This is a genomic window from Mesorhizobium sp. M0830, assembly GCF_040319965.1.
Lineage (GTDB): Bacteria > Pseudomonadota > Alphaproteobacteria > Rhizobiales > Rhizobiaceae > Mesorhizobium.
In genome coordinates this window covers 18,872-41,353 of record NZ_JAMYOR010000014.1, presented here as the reverse complement: position 1 = coordinate 41,353, position 22,482 = coordinate 18,872, and the positions used below count along the sequence as shown (strand labels likewise).

General features: G+C 62.1%; 19 protein-coding genes. 16 read left to right on the top strand and 3 right to left on the bottom strand.

What is annotated here, in order from left to right:
• Positions 1–91 precede the first annotated feature (91 nt).
• Genes NKI20_RS11145 through NKI20_RS11130 form a run of 4 tightly spaced genes read left to right on the top strand, consistent with a single transcriptional unit; the run spans position 92 to position 3,450 of the window.
• Positions 92–1,255, top strand: a complete 1,164-nt coding sequence (locus NKI20_RS11145) for a glycosyltransferase family 87 protein (RefSeq protein ID WP_023759692.1) — start codon at positions 92–94, stop codon at positions 1,253–1,255.
• Positions 1,248–2,237, top strand: coding sequence for a glycosyltransferase family 2 protein (locus NKI20_RS11140; protein WP_352830556.1), 990 nt, complete (start codon positions 1,248–1,250; stop codon positions 2,235–2,237). Before NKI20_RS11145 ends, NKI20_RS11140 begins: the two co-directional genes overlap by 8 nt.
• Positions 2,234–3,043, top strand: coding sequence for a ChbG/HpnK family deacetylase (locus tag NKI20_RS11135; protein WP_352830553.1), 810 nt, complete (start codon positions 2,234–2,236; stop codon positions 3,041–3,043). The genes NKI20_RS11140 and NKI20_RS11135 overlap by 4 nt, the downstream gene beginning before the upstream one ends.
• Positions 3,040–3,450 (top strand): GtrA family protein, encoded by a 411-nt coding sequence (locus NKI20_RS11130; RefSeq protein WP_023759695.1) that lies wholly within the window; start codon positions 3,040–3,042, stop codon positions 3,448–3,450. The genes NKI20_RS11135 and NKI20_RS11130 overlap by 4 nt, the downstream gene beginning before the upstream one ends.
• Positions 3,451–3,486: 36 nt before the next feature.
• Here the strand turns inward: NKI20_RS11130 and NKI20_RS11125 are convergent, their stop codons facing one another.
• The 3 genes from NKI20_RS11125 to NKI20_RS11115 form a co-directional block, all read right to left on the bottom strand.
• Positions 3,487–6,618, bottom strand: coding sequence for an efflux RND transporter permease subunit (locus NKI20_RS11125; RefSeq protein ID WP_352830551.1), 3,132 nt, complete (start codon positions 6,616–6,618; stop codon positions 3,487–3,489).
• Positions 6,615–7,775, bottom strand: coding sequence for an efflux RND transporter periplasmic adaptor subunit (locus NKI20_RS11120; protein WP_352830549.1), 1,161 nt, complete (start codon positions 7,773–7,775; stop codon positions 6,615–6,617). Before NKI20_RS11120 ends, NKI20_RS11125 begins: the two co-directional genes overlap by 4 nt.
• A gap of 194 nt (positions 7,776–7,969) precedes the next feature.
• On the bottom strand, positions 7,970–8,797 hold the full coding sequence (locus NKI20_RS11115) for a MurR/RpiR family transcriptional regulator (RefSeq protein ID WP_023759697.1): 828 nt from the start codon (positions 8,795–8,797) through the stop codon (positions 7,970–7,972).
• Positions 8,798–9,030: 233 nt separating this feature from the next.
• Between NKI20_RS11115 and NKI20_RS11110 the strand changes: the two genes are divergently transcribed.
• The 12 genes from NKI20_RS11110 to NKI20_RS11055 all read left to right on the top strand — a co-directional run bounded on the left by NKI20_RS11110 (position 9,031) and on the right by NKI20_RS11055 (position 22,445).
• A complete protein-coding gene (locus tag NKI20_RS11110; protein WP_352599562.1) occupies positions 9,031–9,870 on the top strand; it encodes an N-formylglutamate amidohydrolase in 840 nt (279 codons plus the stop codon).
• 53 nt (positions 9,871–9,923) lie between these two features.
• On the top strand, positions 9,924–11,486 hold the full coding sequence (locus NKI20_RS11105; protein ID WP_352830545.1) for an amino acid permease: 1,563 nt from the start codon (positions 9,924–9,926) through the stop codon (positions 11,484–11,486).
• Positions 11,487–11,574: 88 nt separating this feature from the next.
• Positions 11,575–12,945 (top strand): glutamine synthetase family protein, encoded by a 1,371-nt coding sequence (locus NKI20_RS11100; RefSeq protein ID WP_352725235.1) that lies wholly within the window; start codon positions 11,575–11,577, stop codon positions 12,943–12,945.
• A gap of 60 nt (positions 12,946–13,005) precedes the next feature.
• On the top strand, positions 13,006–13,443 hold the full coding sequence (locus NKI20_RS11095) for a helix-turn-helix domain-containing protein (RefSeq protein ID WP_352830543.1): 438 nt from the start codon (positions 13,006–13,008) through the stop codon (positions 13,441–13,443).
• A complete protein-coding gene (locus NKI20_RS11090; protein WP_352830540.1) occupies positions 13,433–13,852 on the top strand; it encodes a type II toxin-antitoxin system VapC family toxin in 420 nt (139 codons plus the stop codon). Before NKI20_RS11095 ends, NKI20_RS11090 begins: the two co-directional genes overlap by 11 nt.
• A 15-nt stretch (positions 13,853–13,867) precedes the next feature.
• Positions 13,868–15,253 carry an aldehyde dehydrogenase family protein gene (locus NKI20_RS11085; protein ID WP_352830537.1) on the top strand — a complete coding sequence of 462 codons (1,386 nt, stop codon included), beginning with the start codon at positions 13,868–13,870 and terminating at the stop codon, positions 15,251–15,253.
• A 17-nt stretch (positions 15,254–15,270) separates the two neighbouring features.
• Positions 15,271–16,443 carry an iron-containing alcohol dehydrogenase gene (locus NKI20_RS11080; RefSeq protein WP_352830534.1) on the top strand — a complete coding sequence of 391 codons (1,173 nt, stop codon included), beginning with the start codon at positions 15,271–15,273 and terminating at the stop codon, positions 16,441–16,443.
• 241 nt (positions 16,444–16,684) lie between these two features.
• Complete coding sequence (locus NKI20_RS11075) at positions 16,685–17,791, top strand: ABC transporter substrate-binding protein (RefSeq protein ID WP_352830531.1); 1,107 nt, start codon at positions 16,685–16,687, stop codon at positions 17,789–17,791.
• Between the two features lie 63 nt (positions 17,792–17,854).
• The gene (locus NKI20_RS11070) at positions 17,855–18,769 is read left to right on the top strand and encodes an ABC transporter permease (RefSeq protein WP_023759706.1); all 915 of its coding nucleotides are present in this window, start codon (positions 17,855–17,857) and stop codon (positions 18,767–18,769) included.
• Positions 18,766–19,557: an ABC transporter permease gene (locus NKI20_RS11065; RefSeq protein WP_023759707.1), complete on the top strand. Its 792-nt coding sequence runs from the start codon at positions 18,766–18,768 to the stop codon at positions 19,555–19,557. The genes NKI20_RS11070 and NKI20_RS11065 overlap by 4 nt, the downstream gene beginning before the upstream one ends.
• An 11-nt stretch (positions 19,558–19,568) precedes the next feature.
• A complete protein-coding gene (locus tag NKI20_RS11060) occupies positions 19,569–20,633 on the top strand; it encodes an ABC transporter ATP-binding protein (RefSeq protein WP_352725244.1) in 1,065 nt (354 codons plus the stop codon).
• Between the two features lie 261 nt (positions 20,634–20,894).
• Positions 20,895–22,445 carry a cation:proton antiporter gene (locus tag NKI20_RS11055; RefSeq protein ID WP_352830528.1) on the top strand — a complete coding sequence of 517 codons (1,551 nt, stop codon included), beginning with the start codon at positions 20,895–20,897 and terminating at the stop codon, positions 22,443–22,445.
• The last annotated feature ends 37 nt before the right edge of the window (positions 22,446–22,482 follow it).

Genomic DNA, 22,482 nt, shown 5'->3' with positions numbered 1-22,482 from the left:
TGCCACGCCGCTTTGTCCGTGATATGTCGCCGCCATCGAATTCCGGACGACGTGGGCAAGCGCCTGATCCGGGCGGGTGTAGGGTGATTTGATGACGATATCCAAGCCGGTCTTCGACCGTTTGGGGTTCAGCCTGTGGATCGGAGCGTTCCTGGTCGTTCTTGTCCTGGTCCTGTGGTCACCCCATACGCGCACGGTATGGAAGGCCTATATAGACGGCAGCGAGGCGCTTCTGGCCGGTCTGCCACTCTACGACACCCAATCCGAGATGGGGTATCTTTACGCGCCAGCCTTTGCCGCGCTGTATATTCCAATAGCCAAACTCGGTCCGCAGCTGGGCGGCGTGGTTTGGCACAGCCTTGGCTTTGCGGTGCTGACCTATGCCGCGATGCGACAGGTGCGCAAGCTCGGCGGCGGCGAATTGACGTGGCTGCTTTCTTTCGGTCTTTTCCTCGCCTTGCCAATGGCAGCGGGGGCGATCCGCAACGGCCAGGCGACGATCCTCTTGACCGGCGCTTGCTGGCTTCTCACCCTGTCGGCGCTGGAGGGACGGCGGGTGGAGACGTTCTTCTGGGCTTCGCTTGCCGTCATCGCCAAGCCGACCGCGATCATCATGCTGTTGTTGGTAGGAGCCCTTCGGCTCCGGTTGATACCGGTGCTGGGGCTGGCCGTACTGTTCGTCCTCGCCCTACCTTACGCTTTCGCTCCTCCCGGCTATCTCAACGATCAGTATCGTGTCTTCGCCAGGATGCTGACCTCGATGGCCGTCGAGAACACCAGCCATTTCGTGCCGACTGATTTCACGGCGCCGTTCACCAGGATAGGGCTGCCCATTCCGGAATTCGGCGCCACGATCATGCGCATCGTCATGGCCCTGTTTACGCTTTCGGCGGTCATCTGGTTCGACCGCAAGCTGGAACGCGGACCGGCGGGGCTGGCGATCTTCCTGACGGCCACTTTCTACATGTGCGTCTTCAACCCGCGCGTCGAGCCCAACACCTATGCAATGATCGCGGTACCCGCCGGTCTCGCCATCGCGCTGTTGTGGCGCGAAGAACGCGGTGGCGTTCTGGCCTCGGTGTTGTCGACGGTGCTGTTCGCGACCGGACTGACCGGCATCGATCGCCATGTGCACGACTTGCTCTACCCATGGTTCCGGCCGATCGCGGTTACGTTCATCGCGGGTTCGCTGATCTGGTGGTTCTGGGCCACGGCGCGGGTAAAGGTGGTGAATGCAGGGATCGCAAATGACTGAATTGCGGCCGACACTCGATATCGTCGCGCCATTCTTGAACGAGGCGCAATCGGCATCGGCCTTCGCACGCCTGCTCGGCGAACTCGAAGCGGCCGTGGCACAGCGGTTCGGAATGACCGTGCACAAGATCCTGGTCGATGACGGCAGCCGTGACGATGGCGCCCAACGGTTTTCGCAGGCGCTGACGGGGTCGTGGGAGATCGTCCGCCTTAGCCGCAATTTCGGCAAGGAGGTGGCCGTGCTAGCCGGCCTCGATCGGTCGCGCGGCGACATGGTGCTGATCATGGACGCCGACCTCCAGCATTCCCTGGACATCAGCCTGAAGCTGATCGCCGAGCTGGTGGAACATCCTGATGTCGATGTCGTCTATGCACAAAACGACCGGCGCGAGGCGAGCTGGCGGCGCAGCCAGCTGGCCCGACTTTTCTACAGCCTGATCAACAGCAGCCAGCGTTTCGACATTCCAGCGAATGCCGGCGACTTCCGCGTCATGCGCGGCACCGTGGCGCGTGCGCTGACCAGTCTGCGCGACAAGCGTCGCTTCAACAAGGGCCTGTTTGCCTGGGCGGGCTTTCGCCAGAAGGCGTTGCCCTATTCGCCGGAGAGCCGGGCCAGCGGCACGTCGAAATGGAGCCGACTCAACCTGATCGCCTTCTCGCTGGAAGGCTTCACCTCATTTTCCGTCATTCCGCTGCGCCTGATTAGCCTCAGCGGACTGCTCGCGGCACTTGCGGGCGCGGTTTACGGGGCCAAGGTGCTCTTCGAGGTGATCTTCTACGGCATTGCCGTTCCGGGTTATCCCAGCCTGCTGGTCGCCGTCGTCCTGCTCGGCGGCCTCAATCTGACGCTGCTTGGCCTGATCGGCGAATATGTCTGGGTCACGCTCAGCGAAAGCAAGGATCGGCCGGTCTATCTCGTGCGCGATGTCGTTCGCAGTGAGGTCTCCGCCGACAGATCGGTGGCAGGCGCTCTCGACACATGACGCGGCGCATCCGCCTGATCGCCGACGACTATGGCCTGGCGCCCGGCGTCTCCGATGGGATTCTCGATCTGCTCGATCGCGGCCGCCTGACCGGCACCAGCTGTATGTCCGGCTTTCCGGAATGGCCAAAGGAGGCGGCGCGCATAAAACCTCTTTGCGGCCATGTCGCGGTCGGGCTGCATCTCACCTTGACCGACCAGCCTGCCATCACCGGCAGGTCGAGCCTGGCGCCGGAAGGTCGGCTGCCGCCACTCCGCACGCTGGCCTTGCCGATCCTACGCGGCCGCGTCAATGATCGCGATGTTCATGCCGAGCTCGACGCCCAATACAGGCGCTTCGTCGAAGCACTCGGGCGCCGCCCCGATTTCATCGACGGGCACCAGCATGTGCATTTCCTTCCCGTCGTGCGCAAATGGCTGCGCGCGCGTCTTGGCGAAGAAAGCGACAAGCCGGCGCTACGCGGCGCCCCGGCTCTGACTGCGGCGCCGAAAGTCGCCGCGATCGCCGCGCTCGCCTCCGGCTTCAACCGGTCGATGCGGCGCGCCGGCTTTACCGTTTTCGAGCCGCTCGCCGGCATCTATGACTGGCGCCAACCCGAAAAATTCGCTTCCGTGCTGCAGGCCGCCGTCGAGGCGTTGCCGGAACATGGGCTGTTCATGTGTCACCCCGGCCATGTCGACGCGACCCTGCGCGCGCGCGACCCGATGCAAGGCGTGCGCGAGGTCGAATTCGCGACCCTGGCATCGGATGCGTTCGGCGCCTGCCTGGCCCGCGCCGGTGTCGCAATCATGGGTGGCAAGGGATGAGCGACGCCGAGCGGCCCCCGCGTTCGACCGGCAACAAGATCGTCCGCTTTGCCATTGTCGGACTCGCCAACACAGCGATTGACCTTGCCAGCTTCTCCCTGCTGCTCAAGCTGCAGATGCCGCCGCTGCCCGCCAACATCGGTGCCTGGTTTGTCGCCGTCATATTTTCGTTCGCGGCGAACGGCTTCTGGTCGTTCGAGCGCAATCGAGCCATCCGGCTGCATGATGCGTTCCTTCGCTTCGCCTCGCTTGGGGGTCTGATTTCGCTCGGCGTCTCCAGCCTTTCGATCGCGCTGTTCGCAACGACCGTTGGAGTTTGGCCGGCAAAGATTTCCGGTGTCGTCATCGCCGCGGTGCTTAATTTCCTCGCCGCGCGCTGGTCGATCGAAGGCCGGTTGCTGAAATAGCGGCGAAAGCCGCTTCTCAGTTTTCCCGGAATGTCTCTACTCGGCCGGCTCCGCATTGGTGTAGACGGCTTCCTCGAGCTCGCGCTTCAGCCGGGCCTCCTCATGGGTCTTCGGGGTGACGAAGCGGCCAAGCAGGAGATAGGCGACCGGCGTCAGGAACAGCGTCGAGACGGTGGCAAGCCCCAGTCCGCCGACGATGACCCAGCCGAGCGCGACGCGCGCCTCCGCCCCTGCGCCACTCGCCAGCACCAGCGGCAAGCCGCCGAGCACGGTGCAGATCATCGTCATCATCACCGGCCGCACGCGGATGATCGAGGCCTGCTCGATCGCCTCACGCACGCCAAGCCCGCGGTCGCGCAGCTGGTTGGCGAATTCGACGATCAGGATGCCGTTCTTGGCCATGACACCGACCAGTAAGACCAGGCCGATCTGGCTGTAGGCGTTGAGGCTGGTATCCGAGAAGAGCAGCGCGAAAATGGCGCAGGCAAGACCGAGCGGTACCGTCGCCATGATGATGACGGCGCTGACGAAGCTTTCGAACTGGGCGGCCAGCACCAAAAGGATGATGACCAGGGCGAAGCCGAAGATGGTGACCATGGCGCTGTTGGTCTCGCCCAGCGTCGCGGCCTCGGCCAGCGGCAGGATGCGGCTGCCGGGCGGCAACAGCGGCGTGGCGATCTCCTCGGCGCGGGTCAGCGCGGCGCCGAGTGCGAAGTCGCCGCCAAGGTTGGATGTGATGGCCACCGAAGGCTGCTGCTGTTCGCGCGACAGCGATGGCGGCACGGCACGCTCGGTCAGCGTGGCGATTGTCGACATCGGCACGAAGCGTCCGTCGGCCGTTTTCAGGAAGATGTTTTCCAGGTCGGTCGGGTCGTTGATCGGATTTGTGGTCGAGACCAGCTTCACACCATAGCTGCGATCGGCGATGTAGACGTCGACGACGTCGTTGCCGTCGAGCATGGCCTGCAAGGTGTTGGCCAGTCCAGTGATGTCGATGCCGAGGTCGGAGGCGCGCTCGCGGTCGATCGCGACGGCGAGTTGCGGCTGCGTCGGGTCGATCGACAGGCGCGGGGTCTGGAAGCGCGGATCCTTCTGCATCTCGGCGATGATCTTCACCGCTGCGTCACTGAGCGCCTTGCGATCGTTGCCGACCAGCGCGAACTGCAGGCCGTTGCCGGCGCCGCGGATGCCGAGGCTGTTGGGCTGCACCGGGAAGATGCGCACGCTCGGCACCTGTTTGGTCAATCGGCTGATCTCGGCCATGACCTCCTGTTGGCTGCGGCTGCGCTCGTTCCACGGCGCCAGCGTCATCACCATGAAGCCGGAATTGTAGGAGCCGTTCTGGCCGGCATTCTCGAAAGTGCTGCGGATCTCGCCAGAATCGCGCATCGGCTGGATCAGTTTCTCGATCTTCTGCATCTGCTGTGTCGTGTAGTCGAGGCTGACGCCTTGTGGGGCGCTGATGCGCAGCAGCACGGCGGCGCGGTCCTCGGTCGGCGTCAGTTCCTGGCGGATGGTGCCGAACAGCGTGAAGGCGATGCCGGCAAACAGCACCGCGACCAGGAGCACGATCCACGGTGCATCGAGGCACGCGTGCAGGCTGCGCTTGTAGGCAGTATTGAGCACGCCGCCGATGCGGGCGCCGACGCCGTGACCGCCTTCGTGGTGGAGGGATGCACTGGTCAGCATGCGCGAAGCGAGCATCGGGCACAGAGTCAGCGCGACCACGCAGGACAGAAGCACCGACATGGCAAGCACGAAGCCGAATTCGCGAAACAGGCCGCCGGTCTGGCCGGGCAGGAACGAGATCGGCACGAAGACGGCGACCAGCGTCAAAGTGGTGGCAATGACGGCGAAAAACACCTCCTGTGTGCCGAGCACGGCGGCGGCGCGCGGACCCATGCCTTCGTTGCGCCGCCGCACGATGTTTTCGAGCACGACGATGGCATCGTCGACGACCAGTCCGGTCGCCAGCACCAGGGCGAGCAGGGTCAGGATGTTGACCGAGAAGCCGGCCAGGTAGATGGCGGCGATGGTGCCGATCATGGCGACCGGCATCGACAGGCCCGGGATCAGCGTGGCGCGCCAGTCGAGCAGAAAGACATAGATGACGAGCAGCACCATGGTCACCGACAGGCCAAGCGCGATCTCGACCTCGTGCACCGCGCCCTTGACGAAGACCGCGTCGTCGCTGGTGACCTTGATCGACATGCCCTTTGGCAGGTTTTGCTGCAATTTGGCGACAGCCGCTTGGACACCGGTCGAGATGTCCAAGGTGTTCGATTCCGCTTGGCGGATGATGCCGACGCCAATGCCGGTCTTGCCGTCCGAACGCAGCGTGGTTTGGCCGACATCGGGGCCGAGCGTGACGGTGGCGACGTCGCGGATGCGTGTCGTGCCGCCGATGATGATGTTTTCGAACTCTTCCGGCGTGGTCACGTCGGCCGTCGTGCGAACGATCAGGTCCTGGTTGGTCGTGGTGATCGAACCGGCCGGCGAATCGAAGGCGACCGAGCCAAGCGCCGTCCTGAGGTCGGCAACCGTAAAGCCGAGGCTGGCAAGCTTGTTCTGGTTGACGTCGATGCGGAAGATCTTGTCGCGGTCGCCATAGACCTGGACGTCGGCAACGCCGGGCACTGCGGCCAGTTCGTCCTCGATCTGGTCCTGGACCACCACCGTCATGTCCTGGATCGACATCTTGTCCGAGGTCACCGCCAATCGCATCACCGGTTCGGAATTGGCGTCGGCCTTGACGATGCGCGGCGGATCGGCGGTATCTGGCATCTGGTTGGCGACGCGGCCGACGGCATCACGCACGTCCGAGGCGGCAACGTCGAGATCGACACCGTCGTTGAACTCGATGGTGACGCGGCTCGAACCGAACGAGGAAGAAGACGAGATCGACTTGACGCCGGAGACGCGGGCGACGGCGCCCTCGATCGTGTCGGTCAACTCGCGGTCGACGGTTTCTGCCGCCGCCCCTTCGAAGGCGGTGGAAACAGTAACGACCGCACGATCGACGTCAGGCAGTTCACGAATCTCGACGCCATAGAAGGCGGCAAGGCCAGCAACGGCAATGAGGGTGTTCAGAACGAAGGCCATCACCGGCCTGCGGATGAACAGCGCAGTGAAGCCGGTATCGCTGGCTGCGTTGATGGTTCCGGTCATGAGCCCTCGGCCGCCTCCACGGCACGCTGCTCTTCGCCGGCAAGGCGGACGGTGCCGCCCTCGCTGACGCTCTGGGTGCCTTCGGTGACCACCATGTCGCCGCTGTCGATCTCGGCGTCGATCAGCACGGTCTCGGTGTTGCGCTGGATGATGCGCACGGGGACCCGCCTGGCTTTGCCGTCCTCGATCTGCCAGACATAGGCGCCGTCCGAACCCCACAGGATCGCCAGCGGGCTGACGGCCGGATAGGTCTGTCCCGGGAATTTCATGCTGATGCCGAACGACATGCCGGCGCGCAGGGAATCGGCCGGATTGGCGATCTTGGCCTTGACCAGAAGGGTGCGGCTCTTCTCATCGATGTGATTGTCTATGGCCGAAACCGTTCCGGTATAGGCATTGCTGGGATTGGCGATCGGCGTCGCTGTCAATTGCGCGCCGACCTTGACGGCGGCGGCGAAACGCTCCGGCACCAGGAAATCGACCAGAATGCTGGAGCGGTCGTCAAGCGTGGCGATTGCCGACTGGTTGGTCACGTAATTGCCGGCGGAGATCGGCAGGATGCCGACAGTGCCGGCAATCGGCGCCAGAACCGACCGCCGCTGCAGCGCAAGTTCCGCGTCCTGAAGCGCCAGCTTGGCGCCCGCCAGAACCACTTCGGCGTCGGCCACGGCAACCGGCGTCGCGGCGTTGGAGGCACGCAATGACTTGACGCGGTCGAGCTTGGCCTGTGCGTCCTGCAAGGCGAGCTTGGCCCGGTCCTGGGCGATCGTTTCGGTCTCGGAATCGAGTGTCGCGATGATCTGTCCCTTGTCGACATGGCTGCCGGATTCGACCAGCAACTCGGCGAGGCGGCCGGAACTGTAGGGATTGACGCTCACCGAGGCATTGGCACGACCGGTGCCAATCGCCTGCAGGCGGTCGTTGATAACAGCCGAAGTGGCCGCCAGGGCAACCACGTTCACCCGCTGGTTGTCACCTCCGCGGCCGATTGCCTGCTTCGCGTTGGCGGCGCCGCTTTCAGCCGGGGACGTTGCCGCATAAGCCCAGTCAATGCCCCAGCGTGCCAGCACGTCGTGAGCGCCCGGATAAAAGCGCAGCCAGGCGGATGCCACCACCAGCACCACAAGCGCAAAAATTATCTGTTTCCAGGCGGCCATCGGCACTCCGGTTGGCAAAGCAATCCTTCCGTCTACCGGGTTTCCCGAAATGAAGCAGACGCAGCGAGGCTATTATAAGGCAAGAAGCCACCCCGATATCGCGTTTTTATGACAAGTCTCCAAGGGCCGCGCACATTAAATATATGTAACATTTGAGAAAACATGCGTAACCTTTGGGGTCGTCGTTACATGCACTAACGCAGACTTTCCATCTCGCGAATGCGCTTGGCGCCCTCTGCTTCCAGTTGCCTGGTGACAGCGCCGATCAGCATTTCCGCAACGACGAAGAGGGCAGCGGAGGAATCCCACGCCGACGGCACAGCCGTTCGTCCAGCGATGACATGGCGGGCGAAACGCGCGATCGGCGACAGCCACTGGTCGGTGAACAGCACGATCTGCACGCCGCGCTGATGCGCCTTCTCGGCAAAGCGAGCGAGGCTGTCCTGATAACGCCTGATGTCGAAGATCACCAGCACATCGCGTTTGCCCATGTCGATCAGCCTGTCGCGCCACATGCTTTCCTGGCCGGCAAGGTGAAAGACATCGGGTTGAACGACGGCGAGGTGGGCGGCCATGTAGCGCGCCAGCGGATCGGTGAAGCGGCCGCCGATCAGGAATGTCTTGCCGCGCCGGTCGACGAGCCGGGCGGCGATGTCGGCAAGCTGCCCGTCGGACAGGTGCCTGAACGTCTCGCGCATATTGTCGAGCGTCGCTTCCAGCATTGGTGACACCGTGCCGCCGCCGGGCGAGGGCGGGTTGAGCGTCCTCGTCGCCGGAGACTGCAATTGCGCCGCCAGTTCGTCCTGCAGGCTCGACTGGAATTCCGGATAGTTCTGGAAGCCGAGCCGGGCAACGAAACGCAGGATCGTCGGCGAAGAGACACCGGCCGTGGCCGAGAATTCGGCAACCGTCTTCAAGCCGATCATCGGGTAACTGGCGATCAGCGTCTGGGCCGCGCGCCGTTCTCCGGCCGGCATCGTGCCGATGCGGTCGGCAATCAGTTCGGCAATACTGGAAATCATCTTTTCCCCACCCTTGGAGCGGGATGGTAACCATTCCGCTCCGTCTGTTTGTCTTGGTCCCATTTCTGCGACGCCAAGTGATTCTACCTGGCTGCAAAACGCTTCGGCCTGGTCGAAGGTCTTTTCCGAAATCGCATTTGACAAAGTCGCCCAAACTGTATGAAATCATCCATAGGGACGCAATGACACAAAATACGTAACATACGATACAGCGTCCCCGGGGACAGCAGACTATGGAGAAAGCACGGCCCGCCAGCCTTGCAGCGTCTGATACCGTGAGGGTGACGAACCCCGGCGGATCGAGCCCTTTTGTGCTGACTTGCGATCACGCCTCGAACTTCCTTCCCGCTGAATTCGGCACGCTCGGCCTTGCCGCCGAGGACCTGTCGCGCCACATCGCCTGGGATCCCGGCGCGCTGCCGGTTGCCCGCCGCATGGCGGAGGCGCTCGATGCCACCCTGATCGAAACCCGTATCTCGCGTCTCGTCATCGACTGCAACCGGCCGCTCGACGCGCCCGACCTCATAATGAGTGTCAGTGTCAGCGAGAAAACCGTCGTTCCAGCGAACCAGGGACTCTCCGCCGACGAGCGGGAGGCCCGTGTAGCGCTCGCATGGCGCCCGTTCCATGACACTATCGAGAAGACGATCGAGGATCGGTTGGCGTCGGGCCGAGAGACGCGACTGGTGTCGATCCATTCTTTCACCCCGATCTTCAAGGGTAAGAATCGGCCCTGGCATATCGGCATCATCCATGACGAAGACCGCCGGTTGGCGGCGCCGCTGATATCGGCGCTGAAGCGGCTTGCCGGCGTCACCGTCGGCGTCAACGAGCCCTATTCGCCGGCCGACCGCGTCTATTTCACGCTGGAACGCCACGCGCGCTCGCGCGGCTTGCCTTGCGCGATGATCGAAATCCGCAATGATGAAATTTCCGGCGAGACCGGGCAGCGGAAATGGGCGGATCTGCTCACGGGCATTTTTTCGGATCTGGAGCCGGAGGAGGCAGGACAGACCAGATCGCATTCAGTCGGCCAGATCGCATTCAGTCGGAAAGTCAGTTCAATCGGCTAGCCAGAGCGAGATGAGATTGACGCATCTCGCTCGGAAACAACAGGGGACTTCCAATGATAGCACCGGGTTACACAGACATTGACAAGAAGGAGGACCTCAAGGTTCTCCACGGTATGGGCTATGCCCAGGAATTGTCGCGAAGCATGAGCCGCTTCTCGAATTTCGCGATCTCGTTCTCGATCATCTGCATCCTTTCGGGTGGCATCAATTCCTTTGCACAAGCCACTGGGTCGATCGGCGGCGCCGCGGCGGGCATCGGCTGGATCGTCGGCTGTTGTGTTTCGGCCTGCTTTGCCCTTGCGATGGCGCAGATTGCCTCGGCATTTCCGACCGCTGGCGGCCTCTATCACTGGTCTTCGATCCTCGGAAACCGCTTCACCGGCTGGCTGACCGCCTGGCTCAATTTGCTCGGCCTGATCACCGTGCTGGGGGCGATCAATATCGGCACCGCATTCTTCTTTGTCGGAACGTTCGGAAGCTGGTTTGGCATCACCGGAACGCCTGGCGAGATCGTCGGGTTCGTTACCTTCATCACGGTGCTGCAGGCGGTGTTCAACCATTTTGGCATCAGGCTCACGGCCATGCTGACGGATGCTTCGGGCTTCATCATCCTGGGTGCGACGGCAGTACTGATCGTGGCTTGCCTGGTGTTTGCGCCCGCGATCGATATCACGCGGTTGTGGACATTCACCAACTATTCGGGCGACGCCGGTGGCGGTGTCTTCCCGCAGTCCGACTCCATGAGCTACCTGTTCCTGCTCTGCCTGCTTCTGCCAGTCTACACCATCACCGGCTACGACGCGTCAGCGCATACCTCCGAAGAAACAGAGAAAGCAGCACACTCGGTGCCGCAGGCGATCGTTTCGTCCGTGCTCTGGTCTTCGCTAATCGGTTGGGTGATGCTGTGCGCAATCGTTCTGGCAATCCCCGACCTGGCCGCCGGCGCCAAGCAGGGCTGGAACGTGTTCTTCGCCACCATGGACGCGATCATGCCCGTCTGGCTGAAGACGTTGCTGTATCTCGCAATCCTGATCTCGCAGTTCCTGTGCGGTCTGGCCACGGTGACCTCGGCTTCGCGCATGTTGTTTGCCTTCTCGCGTGATGGTGGCATGCCGTTTGGTTCCGCGTCGCTCGCCAAAGTCAACCCGACCTGGCGCACGCCGGTCAACGCGATCTGGACCGCTGCGGTGCTTGAGATCATCTATGTCTTTCTTGCGCAGTTCATTTCGATCGGCGGCACCAACATCTACACCATCGTCGTCAATTCTACGCTGGTGTTCCTGTTCCTGTCGTTCATCATTCCGATCGTGCTCGGCATGATGACTTTCGGAACGGCGAAATGGCCGAATCCGGGCCCGTGGAACCTCGGCGCCGGGCTGTTCAAGCTGTTTTGCGTCCTGTCGGTTGTCGGCATGGCGATCATCTTCTACATCGCCATCCAGCCGCCGAACGACAAGGTGCTATACATCACCATTGGCTTCATTGTGCTGACCGCCGTGCTTTGGTTCGGTTTCGAGAACCGCCGCTTCCAGGGTCCACCGATCGGCGACCAGATTGCCAAGCGCAAGGCTGCCATCGCGGCCGCCGAACTGGCCGTCGGCGAAACCGGCTACTGACATCAACCATCATGGCCATGACCGGCGTTTTTGCCGGCCATGGTTTCGTTAGCCCCTTTCAATCGTCAAGCGCTGGAGTGCCAAAGGAATGGCCGGAAATTTCTCGTTCGATCAATTGAAGAAAGCGGTCTCCAGCGGCGAGATCGACACGGTGCTGGCCTGCATCGTTGACATGCAGGGCCGACTGGCGGGCAAACGGTTCCTGGCGCAATACTTCGTCGATTCCGCGCACGACGAAACGCATGGCTGCAACTATCTGCTGGCCGCCGACATCGATATGGAGCCCGTGCCCGGCTACAAGGCGGCGAGCTGGTCGAAAGGGTATGGCGACTTCGTTATGAAGCCGGATCTGGCCACGCTTCGGCGCATTCCCTGGCTGGAAAAGACCGCACTTGTGATCTGCGACGTGCTCGACCACCACACGCATGACGACCTGCCGCACTCGCCGCGCGCCATCCTCAAGAAGCAGGTCAAGCGGCTGACGGAGCGCGGCTATATCGGCTATTTCGCTTCAGAGCTGGAATTCTACCTGTTCAACGAGACCTACGATTCCGCCCGCAAGAAGCATTGGCAGGGCCTCGACACGGCATCGCCCTATATCGGCGATTACCAGATCGGCATCACCACCAAGGAAGAAGGCGTCATGCGCCGGCTTCGCAACGAGATGGAAGCGGCCGGCATCCCGATCGAGAATTCCAAGGGTGAATGGGGTCCCGGCCAGGAAGAGATCAATGTGCGCTACGCCGAGGCGCTCGACATGGCCGACCGCCACGTCATCCTGAAGAACGGCGCCAAGGAAATCGCCGAGTCCGAGGGCAAGGCAATTTCGTTCATGTCCAAATACAATTACGGGCTCGCCGGCAATTCCAGCCACATCCACAATTCGCTGTGGAGCGCCGACGGCAAGACGCCGCTGTTCTTCGACAAAAATGCGGAGTGGACGCTGTCGACGCTCGGCCAGCAATGGGCGGCAGGCCAACTCAAATACGCCAACGAATTCACCTGGTTCCTGGCGCCTTACGTCAACTCCTACAAGCGCTTCCAGGCTGGAACCTTCGCGCCGACCAAGATCATGTGGAGCGAGGACAACCGCACCGCCGGTTTCCGGCTGTGCGGCGAGGGCACCAAGGGCATCCGCATGGAGTGCCGCATCGGCGGCGCCGACCTCAACCCCTATCTTGCCTTCGCGGCGCTGATCGCGGCCGGTCTTGCCGGCATCGACGAGAAGCTGGAACTGCAAAAGCCGTTTGTCGGTGATGCCTATCAGGCATCTCGCCTGCCGGAGATCCCGAAGACACTGCGCGATGCCACCGAGACGCTGACGAACTCGATGATGCTGAAGGAGGCGCTCGGCGAGGACGTGCTTGAACACTATGTCCATACCGCCAAGTGGGAGCAGTTCGAATACGACCGCCGGATTACGGATTGGGAACTGCATAGAGGGTTCGAGCGATATTGACAGTGTTGCTGTTTTCGCACTATGTTGTAATTATGGCATCGCAACATACGGGAGGCAGGATTGCCCCAAGGCAAAGCCAATGTCGACAAGGTGTGGTTTGACAGTCAGATGAAGGAGCGCAACCTGACGGTGCGCCGCATGGCCACCCAAATGAACATGCACTACAGCGCCCTGTCGCGGACGCTGAACGGCGAGCGGCGTATGCAAGTTGATGAAATACGCAAGATCGCTGAAATTTTCGGCCAGCCGGAAAGCGAGGTGTTGATCCACCTGGGCTCTTCGGATGCGAAGGCGGCGGAGCGTCGTCCCGGCTTCATGGAGGGGCAGGTGGATTTCGAGAATGCGTTAGACGTAAACGACACCGCTGGAGAATACATCGTGCCGCCTCGAGGCGGCGATCCGTTGTTTGGATGCATGGCTGGGACGCTCACGCTTCTTCCGGACGTCGATTACACCGCACCCGCGGATCCGGATTGGGGCAAGGTGTATGACGACTGATGGGGTGCTCCTGGACACATGCTTCATACTGTGGCTGTCGACGGAACAACCGGTCGCGAGAGCGGCGGTTGAGAGGGTGACAAGCGCGCGGAAAAATGGCGACGTGATCGCCGTTTCCGTCATGTCCGCTTGGGAAATCGGAATGCTGGTTTCTAAAGGCCGGCTTCCGTTCATCAAGTCACCGCTCGCATGGTTTGAACGGTTCGTGAAGGCTGGTGCAACGAGTGTTGAAGGAATCGACAGTGAGCTCTTGGTCGAGTCTTCGTTCCTGCCCGGCGTCGTTCACAATGATCCAACAGACCGGATCATCATAGCTACGGCGCGCTCGAAGAATTTGGAAATCATCACCCGCGATCGCGCGATCCTTGCCTATGGCTCGGCTGGCTTCGTCAAAACAGTTCCTTGTTGATTTGGAGACGTTTAATTGGAAACCGTGAAACTCATATCCCCCGTCGATGGCTCGATCTATGCCGAAAGGCCCGTGGCAACGGACCTGGCGATCAACGCCGCGGTCGAGCGCGCCAAAGCGGCGCAGGAGAAGTGGGCTGAGACACCGATCGTCGAGCGCGGCAAGTACATGCTGGCGATGCTGGAAGCGCTGGTCGCGATGACCGACGAGATCGTGCCGGAGATTGCCTGGCAGATGGGGCGGCCTGTTCGCTATGGCGGCGAGTTCGGCGGCGTCAAGGAACGCACCAACTACATGGTCGAGATCGCCGAGGCGGCGCTCAAGTCCGTGCCAGCCTCTAACCCGAAGGATGGCTTCCGCCGCTATGTGAAGAAGGATCCGCTCGGCGTGGTCATGGTGATCGCGCCGTGGAATTATCCTTACCTCACCGCCGTCAACACCATCGTGCCGGCGCTGATGGCCGGCAACACCGTCATCCTCAAGCATGCGGCGCAGACGCTGCTGGTTGGCGAGCGCTTTCAGCAGGCCTTCGAGAAGGCCGGTCTGCCGAAGGGTGTGTTCCAGAATATCGTGCTCAACCACGCCCAGACCGAGAAGCTGCTCGGCTCGGGCAAGATCGACCATGTCAATTTCACCGGTTCGGTCGCCGGCGGCCGCGCCATTGAAAGAGCGGCGGCGGGCACCTTCATGACGCTCGGCCTAGAGCTTGGCGGCAAGGATCCGGCCTATGTGCTGCCCGATGCCAAGATGGACCATGCGGTCGCCAATCTGGTCGACGGCGCCTTCTACAATTCCGGCCAGTGCTGCTGTGGCATCGAGCGCGTCTATGTGCACGAGAAAGTCTATGACGAGTTTGTCGAAGGTTTCATCGCCGAGACGAAGAACTATGTCGTCGGCAATCCGCTCGACCAGGCGACGACGATGGGGCCGATGGCGCAGGCGCGCTTCGCCGACCTGATCCGTGAGCAGAAGGCCGAGGCGCTGCGCAAAGGCGCGGTGGCGCACATCAACATGAAGGTGGCGAACGACAAAGCCGGTTCGCCCTATCTGGCGCCGGAAGTGCTGACCAATGTCGACCATCAGATGAGCGTCATGCGCGAGGAGAGCTTTGGCCCGATCGTCGGCATCATGAAGGTGCGCAACGACGAAGAGGCGATCGCGCTGATGAACGACAGTCCCTACGGGCTGACGGCCTCGATCTGGACGCGCGATACCGAGCATGCGGTGGCGATCGGCAACCGCGTCGAGACCGGCACGGTGTTCATGAACCGCTGCGACTACCTCGACCCGGCGCTGGTCTGGACCGGCGTCAAGGATACCGGCAAGGGGGCGGGCTTGTCGGCCATCGGCTATGACAATCTGACCAGGCCGAAATCTTTCCATCTGCGCGAAGCCATCTGATTTATTGAAAGACAAAAATGTCCAAGCTGATCTCCAAATGGAACTACCCCACCACCGTCCGCTTCGGCGCCGGGCGCATCAAGGAATTGCCTGAGGCGTTGGCGGCCACCGGCATCAAGCGGCCGCTGTTCGTCACCGATCCAGGCCTGGCGAAGCTGCCGGTCGTCGCCTCGACGCTGAAGATCCTTGACGACGCTAAGGTCCCCTATGGCGTCTTCTCGGAGGTCAGGCCGAACCCGGTCGAATCCAATCTGACCGCCGGCATCGCCGTGTTCAAGAAGGGCAAGCATGACGGCGTCATCGCCTTCGGCGGCGGTTCGGCGCTCGATCTCGGCAAGCTCATCGCTTTCCAGGCCGGGCAGACGCGGCCGGTGTGGGACTTCGAGGATGTCGACGACTGGTGGACGCGCGCCAATTCGGAGGCCATCGCGCCGATCATCGCCGTGCCGACCACCGCGGGCACCGGATCGGAAGTCGGCCGCGCCGGCGTCATCACCAACGAGGCGACCCACACCAAGAAGGTCATCTTCCATCCCAAATTGCTGCCGGCCATCGTCATCGCCGATCCGGAACTGTCGGTCGGCATGCCCGGCTTCATCACCGCCGGCACCGGCATGGATGCGCTTGCCCATTGTCTCGAAGCCTTTTGCGCGCCGGGCTATCATCCGATGGCCGATGGCATCGCTGTCGAAGGTGTGAGGCTGGTTTTCGAGAACCTGCCGAAGGCTTTTGCCAACGGCAAGGATCTCGTCGCGCGCGCCCATATGATGAGCGCAGCCGCGATGGGCGCCACCGCCTTCCAGAAGGGGCTTGGCGCCATCCATTCGCTGTCGCATCCAGTCGGCGCGCTCTACGACACTCATCATGGCATGACCAACGCGGTGTTCATGCCCTATGTGCTGGCCTTCAATCGTGATCCCATTGAGGAGCGTATCGGCCGGCTCGCCGCCTATTGCGGCATCAAGGGCGGCTTCGACGGCTTTGCCAAGGCAGTCATCAAGCTGCGCAAGGAACTGAAGGTACCGCACGCGTTGCCGGGCCTGATCAAAGGGCTCGACATGGACAAGAAGCGCAAGGCGCTGATCGCCGACATGGCCGTGGTCGATCCGACCGCAGGCGGCAACCCGGTCAAGCTGACCAAGAAGGCGGCGCTGACCTTGCTCGAAAACGCCATCGCCGGCACGGTCTGAGGCGTTTTCCGCATCGCAAAGTGATTTGAAAAGGGGCTACAAAAACAAGGGGGAGGATGACGGGCAAGGCAGAAATTAGTTAGCCGGAAAAAGAATCGCGAAGCGATTGCTACAGCCGGTTAAAAAGAGTTTACTTTTCGCACTGCGAGCAGCCGGTTTCATAAAGCTTTCATCTGGCTGTCACATGAAAACGATACCGCATCGCAGGCGTCCAACGGCGTCAGTTCAACGGAGAGAACACATGTTGAAATTCACGGGGAAAGTGCTTTCCCTTTCGGCCGCGACCCTGATGGTGTCGTCGGTGATTTCGTCCGCGGCTTCGCTGGACGATCTCGTCAAGGCCGCCAAGGCGGAAGGCCAGCTCACTACCATCGCTTTGCCGCATGATTGGTGCGGCTACGGTGCCGTCATCGATGGCTTCAAGGCCAAGTATCCTGGGATTACCGTCAACGAACTCAACCCCGATGCCGGATCCGGCGACGAGGTCGAGGCGATCAAGGCCAACAAGGACAACAAGGGCCCGCAGGCGCCCGACGTCATCGACGTCGGCTTGTCGTTCGGCCCGTCGGCCAAGAAGGATGGCCTGATCCAGGCTTACAAGGTGTCGACCTGGGACTCGATCCCAGACAGCGCCAAGGATGCCGAAGGGTTCTGGACCGGCGACTACTACGGCGTGCTGTCCTTCCAGGTGAACAAGGATCTGGTCAAGGAATCGCCGAAGGACTGGGCCGACCTGCTGAAGCCGGAATTCGCCAACTCGGTCGCTTTGGCCGGTGATCCGCGCGCGTCGAACCAGGCCATCCAAGCGGTATATGCCGCTGGGCTGTCATCGGGTGCGGCTGCTGGCGAGGCAGCCGGCACCGCTGGCCTCGACTTCTTCAAGAAGCTCAACGCCGCCGGCAATTTCGTGCCGGTCATCGGCAAGGCCGCCACGCTCGCCCAGGGTCAGACTCCGATCCTCGTCACCTGGGACTACAACGCGCTCGCCGGCCGTGACACGCTGAAGGGCAACCCGCCCGTCGACGTCGTCGTGCCGAAGACCGGTGTCGTCGCCGGCGTCTACGTGCAGGCGATCAGCGCCTACGCGCCGCACCCGAACGCAGCCAAGCTCTGGCTGGAATACCTCTATTCCGACGAAGGCCAGATCGCTTGGCTGAAGGGCTATTGCCACCCGATCCGCTTCAACGATCTTGCCAAGAACAACAAGATCCCGGCGGACGTGCTGGCCAAGCTGCCGCCGGCTGAATCCTATGCGGCCGCGGCGTTCCCGACGCTCGACGAGCAGGGCAAGGCGAAGGAAGCCATCACCAAGAACTGGGATGCCGTTGTCGGCGCCAACGTCAAGTAAGTTACACCATGCCGGGCGGCCTCTGGGTCGCCCGGTCCTTCTCTCGAAGACGGTAGCCGGCGCATGACCGATATCTCAATGTCCGACCACGCTGTTACCGGCAAGACAGCGCCTCCCGCCGAAGCACGCAGCATGCGGCTGCCCACGCAATGGCTGGGTGTCGCGCCGTTCTTCATCTTCGCCATCATGTTCCTGATCCTGCCCACGCTCTACCTGATGCTGGGCGCGTTCCAGAATGAGGCGGGTGAATTCACCTTCGAAAATATTGCCGCACTGGCGCAGCCTTCGATCATTGCCGCCTACTGGATTTCGATCAAGGTCAGCCTCGCCTCATCGCTGATCGGCGCCTTCGCAGGTCTCGCCATCGCCATCGCCATTGTGCGCGGCGGCCTGCCGGAGTGGATACGCTCGGCGACGCTGACCTTTTCCGGGGTCGCTTCCAATTTTGCCGGCGTGCCGCTGGCCTTCGCCTTCCTCGCCACGCTCGGCCGGCTCGGCCTTGCGACGGTGATCCTGAACACCCTGTTCGGTCTCAACATCTATGCGCATGGCTTCAACATCCTGTCATTCTGGGGACTGACGCTGACTTATGTCTACTTCCAGATTCCGCTGATGGTGGTGATCATCGTACCGGCAATCGATGGGCTGAAGAAGGAATGGGGCGAGGCCGCCGCAACGCTTGGGGCGACCATGGCGCAATACTGGCGCATGGTTGTCATCCCGGTGATCTGGCCGAGCTTTCTCGGCACCGTCATCCTTTTGTTCGCCAACGCATTCGGCGCGATAGCCACCGCCTATGCGTTGACTGGCTCGTCGCTCAACATCGTGCCGATCCTGCTCTATGCGCAGATCCGCGGTGACGTGCTGCACAATGCCCATCTTGGCTATGCCATAGCCTTCGGCATGATCTTCATTACCGGCCTAGCCAATGTCTTCTACATCTGGTTCCGGACCCGTTCCGAGAGGTGGCTGAAATGAAGTCGGGAAAGTTCTGGGCCTGGCTCGTTTTCGCCCTGGGCGCGGCCTATTTCTTCATTCCGCTGATCGCGACCGTGGAGTTCTCCATGCGCATGCGGCGTGGCGAGTACTCCTTCGACGCCTACAAGGTCGTGCTCGGCGATGCCCGCTTCCAGGCGACCTTCGGCTATTCGGTGCTTGCCGCCGTCTTCACCATCATTCTGGGTGTGCTCATCGTGGTGCCTGCTGCCTACTGGATCCGGCTTCGCCTGCCGCAGTTGCGGCCGATCGTCGAGTTCATCACGCTGCTGCCGCTGGTCATCCCGGCCATCGTCATCGTCTTCGGCTACATCAGAATGTACGGGTCGAATTCGCCGCTGCCGTTCCTGGCGACCGATACAGGCACCAATGCCTTGCTGGTCATCGGCTATGCGACACTGGCGCTGCCTTATATGTATCGCGCCGTCGACACTGGGCTTCGCACCATCGACGTGCGTACCCTAACGGAAGCGGCACAGATCCTTGGTGCTGGTTGGGGGACGATCATCACCCGTGTCATCCTGCCCAATGTGCTGATCGCGGTGCTGTCGGGCGCCTTCCTGACCTTCGCCATCGTCATTGGCGAGTTCACCATGGCGAGCCTGCTCAATCGGCCGGCTTTCGGCCCCTATCTGCAGAATATCGGCGCCAACCGCGCCTATGAGCCGGCAGCGCTCGCCATTATCGCCTTCGCCATTACCTGGGGCTGCATGTCGCTGATCCAGATCCTGTCCCGCTTCGCGCCGAGATCGGCGAACCGTCCGAACTGAAAGTCAAAGCCATGGCCGATCCGTTTCTGTCCATCCAGCACGTTCGAAAATCCTTCGGCGCCACCACGGTGGTGGAGGATTTCAATCTCGACGTCGAGAGCGGCGAATTCGTCTCCTTTCTTGGCCCGTCCGGCTGCGGCAAGACCACCGTGCTGCGGATGGTCGCCGGCTTCGAGGAGCCGAGCGCCGGCAAGATCGTCGTCAGTGGCAAGGACATCACAAGGCTGAAGCCCAACCAGCGCAATGTCGGCATGGTGTTCCAGGCCTATGCGCTGTTTCCGAACCTGACCGTGGCGCAGAATATCGGCTTCGGCCTCAAGGTCGCGGGCATGCCGAGGGCGGACATCGATGCCCGTGTCGCCGAGATGCTCGGCATCATCAAGCTGCCGCAGATGGCGGATCGCTATCCCTATCAACTCTCGGGCGGTCAGCAGCAGCGCATCGCGCTGGCCCGCGCCATCGCGCCGAAGCCGAAGCTGCTGCTGCTTGACGAGCCGCTGTCGGCGCTTGACGCCAAGGTGCGCGTGTCGCTGCGCGAGGAAATCCGCTCGATCCAGAAGAAGCTCGGCATCACCACCATCTTCGTCACGCATGACCAGGAAGAGGCGCTGTCGATCTCCGACCGCATCGCCGTCATGTATGGCGGCAAGGCCGAGCAGGTCGGCACGCCGTTCGAGATCTACAACCGCCCGGCAACCAAGTTCGTCGCCAATTTCGTCGGCACGCTGAACGTGCTCGAGGGAACCGTCACCGATCCCGCTGCGGGCACGGTGCGGGTCAATTCCGAACAGATATCGCTGCAGGGCAAGCTCAACGGTTCCAAGTCGGGCGACACGCTGTCGCTGGCGTTGCGGCCCGAGGCGATCTCGCTGGGCCGCCAGCCCGGCCGTGACTCCAGCCTTTCGGGAGAAATTTCAGAAGTGCATTTCCTCGGATCGGTGATCCGGGTTCGCGTCGGCATTGGCGGCAGCACGGTCTCGCTCGATACGTTCAACAGCCCGGCAACGCCGCCTCCCGCGGTGGGTGAAAAGGCCGAGATATCGTTCTCGTCGAGCGATATGCTGGTGCTGCACTAGGCGTGACAGCTCTCCCTCAGGCTGGCACCATGAATGGATGCAACACCGCCTGAAAAACCGGCAGTGCTTCCATTCGCGTGGCATAGGCTTCCAATAACGGCGCGGTGATTTCGACATCTGATCGATGCGCTCGCCGAAATCAGTAGAGGTGGAAGAAAAGCCGGGTAGGGGTACATTGCCTGCCAGCCTGAGCTTGCCGGCCAAGCGTTTTCCAGCTGCTTTGCCACTGCCGACAATCCCGCTTCCCGGCTATAACAAGCCATGGCCCTGTTCGAACTGACACTCATTCTGCTGTTGATCGCCGTTGCGCTGACGGCGCTGTCGCGGCGCGTGCAGGTCCCCTATCCCTCCTTGCTGGCGCTGGCAGGGGTGGGCATCGCCTTCGTGCCTGGCGTGCCGACGATCGAGATCGACCCGGAACTGGCGCTTGCCCTGTTTATCGCGCCGGTGCTGCTCGATGCCGCCTATGATACGTCTTTGCGTGACCTCAATCGCTACAGGGTGCCGCTTGTGCTGCTGGCACTTGGTGCTGTCCTTTTCACGACGGCGATCGTTGCTCTGGTCGGGTGGACGATGGCAGGCCTGCCGATCGCCGCGGCCATAGCCCTCGGCGCCATTGTGGCGCCGCCCGATGCGGTGGCGGCGTCGGCCGTGCTTGGCCAGTTCAAGGTGCCGCATCGAATCACAGCCATCCTGCAAGGCGAGAGCCTGCTCAACGACGCCACCGCGCTGCTGATTTACCGGATGGCGGTTTCGGCGGCAGCAGGCTCCATCCTGCTGAGCAGCGCCGTTCCGATGATCCTGCTGTCCACCCTGGGCAGCCTTGCCGCCGGCTATCTGCTTGGCCGGCTGTCCCTGATGACGCTGGACCGTATCGAAGACCCCGCGAGCGGCACTGTGGTGCAATTTGCCGGCACATTCGGGGTCTGGATCCTGGCCGACAGGCTGGGCCTTTCCGCCATCATCACCATCGTGGTCTATGCCATGACAATCGCTCGCACCGCGCCGCGCCGCATGCCGGCCAGAAACCGCATCAGTTCCTATTCGGTTTGGGAAACGGCGGTGTTCGTGCTCAACGTGCTGGCTTTCGTGCTGATGGGCCTGCAGGCGCGTTCGATTGTCGGCAGGCTTGCCGGAGAGGAGCAGACCGATGCCTTCTTGCTGGCCGGGACCGTACTTGCCATCGTCATCGTTTCCCGTCTGGCCTGGGTGCTGGGCTGCGGCGCGGCCATCAGGTGGTTGGCCCGTTTCGGCAACGCGGATCGTCAGCGAGATGCGCCATCGTTGCGCGGCGGCATGCTTATCGGCTGGTGCGGGATGCGCGGTCTTGTGACGCTTGCGGCGGCATTTGCCTTGCCGGCTGAATTCCCCGCCCGCGACCCGATCGTGCTCGGTGCCTTCACGGTCGTGCTAGGCACGCTGGTGCTCCAGGGCATGAGCTTGAAACCGCTGCTGCGCCTGCTCAATCTCGACCCGGATGAAACGGTCGACCGAGAGGTTGCGCAGGCACGCGTTCTGGTCATGCAGGCCGCCCTCGACATATTGAGCCGCAAGACATCGGACGCGGCGGCTGCGGTGCGCGAGCAATATGCCGCTCAACGCAAGATCGCCAAAAATCCTGACGATGCCCAGGCGGCCACCGAATATGACCGCTTGCGCCTCTATGCCATCAAGAGCCAGCGCGACGTGCTGGAGGAACTGCGCCGCAACGGCACGATCGGTGACGAAGCCTATCACCGCCTCGAGGAAGAGATCGATTGGACCGAGCTGGCGGCGTCGCCACCCGGCCGGTTCCAACCGCTGACGACATAGAGCCTGCTCCATCCCGATGGAATCAAGATGAAGCAGG